This is a genomic window from Mesorhizobium sp. M0060, from assembly GCF_040323155.1.
Taxonomy (GTDB): domain Bacteria; phylum Pseudomonadota; class Alphaproteobacteria; order Rhizobiales; family Rhizobiaceae; genus Mesorhizobium.
On sequence record NZ_JAMYUP010000120.1, the window covers coordinates 1 to 5,733 of the forward strand.

The window sequence follows — 5,733 nt, forward strand, 5'->3', positions numbered from 1 at the left end:
TCGCTCGCGGTCAGACCCCAACACTCAGCGCTATAGCCGTCGAATTTCTCGGGATTGCGGATGCAATGCGCCTGGTTGATGCGCGTGAAGGCGACGTTCTGGCGCCAATAATCGGCGTAGCGGTCACGAAGCCGCCTGGGGTCGAGTCCGAGGAATGAATAGTGCGCGAAGAAGAGGGGGCCGCCATGATCGGGTCCAAGGGGGAGTGATATGCCATGGAAGCTTCGCCCGTTAGCGAAGGCCTGGCCGGTCGCCCAGCCGCAGTGGTAGACACTCGGCTCGATCGGGTGGTGTGGGGCGGAGGCGGCGAGGACGAATGCAATCAGGCATTCGTTCCAGCCGTTGATCGCGTGGTCCATCGCCCATCCGTGCACCGGGCTCCAATGCCAAAAGAGCGAGTCAGAGCCGCGGGTGAACCAGTCCCATTCGACGTCCCGCCAAAGCGTATCGATGAGGCTGCGCAAGATGCGCTCCTTGGCTTTCGGACCTCCGAAATACTGCCGCGCCGAAAGCAGCCCCGCCATCAAATATGCCGTCTCGACGATGTCGCCACCGTCATCGTATTGACTAAACGGAATGGTTCGGCCGCTATCGCCATCCATCCAGTGAGGAAAGGCGCCGTGGTGGCGCTCGGCCTCGCCGAGAAAGCACACCATTGTGATCAGGCGGTCGAGGGCAGCTTGCCGCGCGATCCACCCGCGCTCGACGCCAGCAAGGATCGCCATGATGCCGAAGCCGGACCCGCCGGTCGTGACGACATGGGGTGTCGCGTTGCTGCGCTCTCGCGCGAGGCCGCTCGTCGGATGGCCAAAATCCCAGAAATATCGGAGCGTCTGTCGCTGCACGGTGTCGAGGAGCACGTCCGAACACGCGTCCGAGCGAGGAGCGCCGTGCTTGCGGCCGACGTAGATTCTGGGCAGCGTTTCGATCGCGACCGCAGGGACGTGCGCGTCCCCGCGGCCGAGCCCGTGCGAGTTCGGCCCTTGATCGGGGGACAGCAAATCGCTCTCCACTCGGAGCGCCGCGCGCGTGAAGGTTAGCGGCGCCACAGGGTCTCGCGCTCGCGCCGCCAGTTAGATGGGCTTTGGCCAAGGGCTTGCCTGAAAAGCTTGCTCAAATGTGCCTGGTCAGAAAACCCGACGCTCAGAGCGATTTGGCTCAGCGAAGCTGAACTGGTCAGCATCAGGTGACAGGCTTCCTCGAGCCGCCGCTTCACGATATAGGCGTGCGGCGGTTCTCCGAACGCTTGTTTGAACGAGCGCGAAAAGTGTGCCGTGCTCCGCCGCGCGACGGCACTGAGGTCACTCGCGTGAATGGTCCGGTCTAGGTTCCGGTCGATGAAGGATCGGACACGCGCTATCTGCCAACCCGCCAATCCACCCGTTCTGGAATCCTTGGCGCCTGAACGGCGCTCCATCTCCGACTGAAGGATGGATGAGGCGATGGCCAGCGATGTCCTTGCCGCCTCCTGATCATGTTCGAGCTCGCTCTTGGCAGCCTCAAGAAGTAGGTTCAGGCTGTTTGCCAGGGAACCGAACTCCAGATCGGTTGGAGACGAAACCGCTGCAGCCTCGCTGTATGGCCTTTCCATATCGAAACCTCACAAACATCCGTGCCAGCCGAGACGAACTTCGTGTGCCGTCTCTCAAGGAGCGACAAACCACGGTCTCGCTGCGGTGATTGCAGTGTGATGATTTGGAATGCCGCGATCTATTGCACGCGGGTGGCGCGGAGTAGCGTCATGGTTTCACTGTGCTGAACTTTGGATTACACGCGAAGGACGGCAGATCGAATGCGGGTGGAACCACCGCTGCCAGTGCGGCTTCGGCTCAGCGGTGCTCCGGCTCCTCGGGTACCAATTGCAGCTTTTCCGCCATTCGGCTGAGTGCAACAAGCGAATGGGCCTTCATCTTCCGCATCAGACGGCTGCGGTGCACCTTCACCGTGGCTTCGGCGATACCGATATCGCCGGCGATCTGTTTGCTGAGGCGGCCGCGCGCGACCTCAATTATGATCTCGCGCTCCCTGGGGCTCAGCGACGCGAAGCGCTCCCTGAGAATGACGAGTGCCTCTTCATTCTCCCGCCTGGCACTATCGCGAGAGAGGCCGAGCTGAATGGCGTCGAGGAGCTCCTGGTCGCGGAACGGTTTGGTAAGGAACTCAATGGCGCCGCCCTTCATCGCCTGCACCGACATGGCAATATCGCCATGGCCTGTGATGAAGATGATCGGGATTTCACGGTTGGCCATGGCGAGCTGACGTTGAAGATCAAGGCCGCTTCGTCCCGGCAATCTTACGTCGAGCACCATGCAAGTCGGACCATTCGGCGGGTCCGACGCGAGAAACTCGGAGATGGACGCAAAAAGCCGAGCCTCCAGGTCGAGCGATCGCAACAGACGCCCGATCGAGGCTCGCAGGGCTGGATCATCGTCGATGACCAGGATGGTAGGGTTCGCGTCCGACATCGCTGCTGCTCACGATCAAAGGGCGGTCAAATGAGCCTTTGTCTCGGTCTGCAAAGTTCGCGTGGCTCCTCTGCCGAAAGTTTAGTCCCGACCGATGGGCGTGAACAGTCTCATTCTCCATAGGAGGACGCGCGCAGGTGTAAACGAAAGTTTATGCGCTCTACCATCCGCTTGGTGGCCTCCCTGCCGCGCAACTGCGGAATTCGCGTCCTGGCATAAGCCAAAGTTTACGAACACCGGTATTGCTCCAGCCTCACTCTTGGGCGCAGGCTGACCCATCGCAGGCGGGTACGGTGGCGTTGTCGGAGCGCCTGCGTCGCAGTTTGTGCGCACTTCCGGAGCACATATGCCGGTGGCGTCGTTGATCTCGGTCGTTGAGGACGATCAGTTCTTTCGCGAATCCATGAGGAGGCTCATGAGATCGCTTGGCTACGACGTCGCGGCCTTCCCGTCGGCAGGCGATTTCCTTGCATCGCCTCGTCTCGCCGAAACCGCCTGCCTGATCGCTGACGTCAATATGCCGGCGATGACCGGACTCGAGCTCTATGATCATCTCATCGAGGCGGGCTATGCGATTCCAACGATCCTCGTTACGGCCTATCCCAACGACCTTGACCAGGCCCGCGCATTGAACGATGGGGTCGTTTGTTACCTTCGTAAGCCGTTTGATGAGCGGCATCTGATACGGTGTCTCGGTGAGGCTATCCAGTCCGGTCGGCCGAGCGACGAGAAGTCGTGAGTTCCTTGCCTGCGCCGGGCAAGGAGAACCGAAGTACGGCACCATGTGATGCATTCATGTCGGCCCACAGCCGGCCCCCATGGGCCTTGATGATCGACCGGGAGATTGACAGTCCCATCCCCACTCCGCTGGACTTCGTCGTGTAGAAAGCGTCGAAAACGCGCTCGATATGGTCCGGATCAATGCCCGGTCCCGAATCGCGCACGGACACGAGAACGCCACCGGCCTGCGTTTGCTCGGTGCTGATCGACAACTCCCGTGGCCCCGCTTCGACCGTGCTCATGGCTTCGACCGCGTTTAGGATCAGGTTCAGCACGACTTGTTGCAGTTGAACACGATCCCCCTCGACGGGAAACAGTGCGTCCGTAAGGCGAGTCTGGACCGAGACTCGATTCTTGGCGAATGCGCTTCGCGTCAATACAAGCACCTCGTTGATCGCCGCGTTCAGATCGAAACGGGACTTTCGGGGAGGCGCTTTCTTGATGTGATCACGGATGCGGTCGACGATATCTCCGGCTCGATCGGCATCACCCACGATAGAGTGAAGCGCGTCCCTGACTTCGTCCAGGTCTGGCGGTTGCTTGCCTAGAAAATTGAGGGCCGCAAGGGCATTGTTTCGCGACGCGGCAATCGGGTGCATGATTTCGTGAGCCAGCGAGGCGGTTAGTTCCCCCATTACGCTCAGGCGGCTCATGTGGGCGAGATCTGACTCCAATTCACGGAGCGCCTCTTCCGCCCGCCTGCGCTCGGTCAAATCGAGCACGAAAGCGACAGATTGGTTTCCTCCCTCTTGGAAGGTCGCCGAGCCCAGCAAAATGGGGACGCGGCTGCCGTCTTTCCGGAAGTATTCCTGCTCGATCGGCAGCCGCACTCCAGTCCGTTTGTGCTCTTCGATCCATTGTGCGTCGCGCTCGCGCCAATCCGGGGGGGTCAGATCCTTCCAGTTGATGCGGCCCGCCGCGAGGTCCTCGCGATCGTATCCGACGATCCGCAGAAACGCGTCGTTGGTCTCGAGAATCCGACCATCGAAGTCCCCGACGAAGACGCCGATGATGTTGGAGTCGACCAGGCGCCGAATCTTCCCTTCGCGATCTTCGAGATCGCGATAAAGCCGCGAATTCACGAGCGAGATTGCTGCTTGCGACGCAATCACCTTCAAGACCGTGACGCGGTCGGGAGTGAAAACGTATCGCGTCAGATTGTTTTCAAGATAGAGAATACCGATGAGTTTGGCCTGGTTGATCAATGGCAAACAAAGAATGGAACGGGAGGGACGCTGAACGATGTAGAGATCGGCAGAAAATGGATTCTGCGATGATACGTCATCGAGAATTACGGTTTCCTGGGTGCGCATTACATAGCGAACGAGCGAATCCGGCAGCCCGGCAGTCGTGTGGGCGCCGTTCAACAGACGCACGGTCACATCCTCTCGACCGGTGATCGCCTCCGCCTCGACCCATAACTGATCACCCCGCGGCAGGATCAGGAGGCCCCGTTCAGCGCCCGCGTGCTCAACCGCGATCACCATGAGTGTTTTAATCAAATTTTCGAGGACAATCTCACCAGACACGGCCTGCGAAGCCTTGATCGCCGTCTCGACGTCCATTTGCGCGACGGGCGTGCCAATGGTCGCGGCGCGTGAGGTCGGGACCCTTTCCTCCTGCAAGTGCGGGTAGCGTTCTTCGAGTTGCTTGACCTTGCCGAGCGCGCCCCATTGGAGATAGCAGTACCTTGCGTTCCGCAGATAGGCGTGAGCTATCGTCTCCAAGCCGCGCGCCGTGCAAAACCGCGCGGCGAGCTCGTGCGCCAAGCCCTCGTTCTGGATGAAGCCGTGCTCGCGAGCCAGCCTGATGGCCTCTTCGTAGAGGCGCATCGCATCCAGTTCGCGCCCTTCCAGGCGTGCAATCTCTGCGCCTATCAGTGCCGCGCGGTTTGCGAAGGTTTCCGAACAGTTCTTCGCCCAAAGCGCAATCTGCTTGTCGTGAGCTACCAACGCCTCCAGATGCTGTTGCCGCTCCTCGGCTGAGGTCGTATCGCAACGCGCCGCCCGAGCAAGTGCCCCGTAGAAATGGTATTCAGCCAATTCGAATTGAGTCGGCGCCGTCCAAAGCAGCGGCGCAACTTTCGATGCAGCCGCGACAGCGGATGTGCCGTCGCCGGCATAGACGCACGCTTGCAGCTTGCGAATCCAGTACCAGCAAGCGCCAATGGCCAACCCCGGATTGTTCTCCAGACGTTGCTCGAAGCGGCCCTCGTCGAACTCCGCGTCATTGAAGGAGGTAAACTCTGGTGTCAGACCACGGAGCATCCGGACGAGCCTGAGTTGCCCGGTGATGCAGTCGCCGGCCAGACCGAACCGCACCTTCTGCGCGAATTCGAGCCCATTCTCGGCCTCTCGCTCGACCTCACCCAGCGGATCTCCAGAGGCGAAACGATTCGTGATCACGTCGATGCAGCTATATGCTGCATAAGTAAGGTCGCCGGCATTCTGCGCCGCGTCGAAGGCGCGTCGCAGGAAGACGCGGCAGA

5 protein-coding genes are annotated in these 5,733 nt (G+C 60.5%); 1 reads left to right on the top strand and 4 read right to left on the bottom strand.

Translation table 11 applies throughout. The features are described from left to right. The 3 genes from NKJ94_RS36735 to NKJ94_RS36745 form a co-directional block, all read right to left on the bottom strand. On the bottom strand, positions 1-1,049 hold a 1,049-nt coding region (locus NKJ94_RS36735), incomplete at its 3' end, for a glucoamylase family protein (protein ID WP_352532596.1). Next, entirely contained in the window at positions 1,037-1,591 is a 555-nt protein-coding gene (locus tag NKJ94_RS36740) for a helix-turn-helix domain-containing protein (RefSeq protein ID WP_352532598.1), read from the bottom strand. The genes NKJ94_RS36740 and NKJ94_RS36735, both read right to left, overlap by 13 nt. A 238-nt stretch (positions 1,592-1,829) precedes the next feature. Continuing rightward, positions 1,830-2,465 carry a response regulator transcription factor gene (locus NKJ94_RS36745; RefSeq protein WP_352532600.1) on the bottom strand — a complete coding sequence of 212 codons (636 nt, stop codon included), beginning with the start codon at positions 2,463-2,465 and terminating at the stop codon, positions 1,830-1,832. Positions 2,466-2,811: 346 nt separating this feature from the next. Between NKJ94_RS36745 and NKJ94_RS36750 the strand changes: the two genes are divergently transcribed. Continuing rightward, positions 2,812-3,204, top strand: a complete 393-nt coding sequence (locus NKJ94_RS36750) for a response regulator transcription factor (RefSeq protein ID WP_352532602.1) — start codon at positions 2,812-2,814, stop codon at positions 3,202-3,204. On the opposite strand, the gene NKJ94_RS36755 is transcribed toward NKJ94_RS36750, so the two are convergent. Continuing rightward, on the bottom strand, positions 3,167-5,733 hold a 2,567-nt coding region (locus tag NKJ94_RS36755; protein WP_352532604.1), incomplete at its 5' end, for a GAF domain-containing sensor histidine kinase. The genes NKJ94_RS36750 and NKJ94_RS36755 overlap by 38 nt on opposite strands.

What these genes read in the sequence shown, in the direction of transcription:
- NKJ94_RS36740 (WP_352532598.1), bottom strand. Translation starts at nt 1,591, where the DNA reads ATGGAAAGGCCATACAGCGAGGCTGCAGCGGTTTCGTCTCCAACCGAT.
- NKJ94_RS36745 (WP_352532600.1), bottom strand. Translation starts at nt 2,465, where the DNA reads ATGTCGGACGCGAACCCTACCATCCTGGTCATCGACGATGATCCAGCC.
- NKJ94_RS36750 (WP_352532602.1), top strand. Translation starts at nt 2,812, where the DNA reads ATGCCGGTGGCGTCGTTGATCTCGGTCGTTGAGGACGATCAGTTCTTT.